The organism is Inquilinus limosus MP06, assembly GCF_000767795.1.
GTDB lineage: Bacteria > Pseudomonadota > Alphaproteobacteria > DSM-16000 > Inquilinaceae > Inquilinus > Inquilinus limosus_E.
Window position 1 is genome coordinate 1 of the sequence record NZ_JANX01001126.1, and the last position, 671, is coordinate 671.

Below are 671 nucleotides of genomic sequence, written 5' to 3' on the forward strand. Positions count from 1 at the left end.
CGGCCGCCTGCTGGGCGAAGGCGGCGGGCGCCAGGGCGAAGCTGACGACCAGGCCGCCGGCGCCCTGCAGCACGCCGCGACGGGAGAGGGCGGCGCTCACAGCGCGGTCTCCCGCGCCGCCGGCCGATCGGCCGAGGCGCTGCGCATCTCCTCGGCGGCGCGGCGGATCGCACGCAGGATGCGCAGATGGGTGCCGCATCGGCACAGGTTGGGCTGCAGGGCCTGGCGGATCTGCGCGTCCGACGGGGTCAGCGTCTTCCGCAGCAGGGCATGGGCCTGCATCATCATGCCGGGGATGCAGTAGCCGCACTGCGCCGCCTGCTCGGCGATGAAGGCGCGCTGCAGCGGGCCGGGCTCCTCCTCGGTGCCCAGCCCCTCCAGCGTCGTCACCTCCTTGTTCTCCGCCAGCAGCACCGGGACGACGCAGGAGAAGGCGGGCTCGCCGTCGACCAGCACGGTGCAGGACCCGCACTGGCCCAGGCCGCAGCCATATTTGGCGGCGTTGAGCTGCAGCTCGCCGCGCAGCACGTACAGCAGCGGCGTGTCGGGATCGGCGGCGATGGTCTGCCGGCGGCCGTTGACCTTGATCTCGATCATGACCTCTCCCTAATGGCTGGCGGCGGTCGTGGAGGTGGCGACCTCGCTGTCGCGGGCGGTGCGGATGGCGGCGT

The 671-nt window shown here is 73.2% G+C and carries 1 protein-coding gene; it reads right to left on the reverse strand.

The window, feature by feature from the left end; genetic code table 11:
- Positions 1-96 precede the first annotated feature (96 nt).
- Entirely contained in the window at positions 97-597 is a 501-nt protein-coding gene (locus tag P409_RS35590; protein WP_034849897.1) for a (2Fe-2S)-binding protein, read from the reverse strand.
- Positions 598-671 lie beyond the last annotated feature (74 nt).

Coding starts and splice junctions, on each gene's coding strand:
- P409_RS35590 (WP_034849897.1), bottom strand. CDS start 597: ATGATCGAGATCAAGGTCAACGGCCGCCGGCAGACCATCGCCGCCGAT.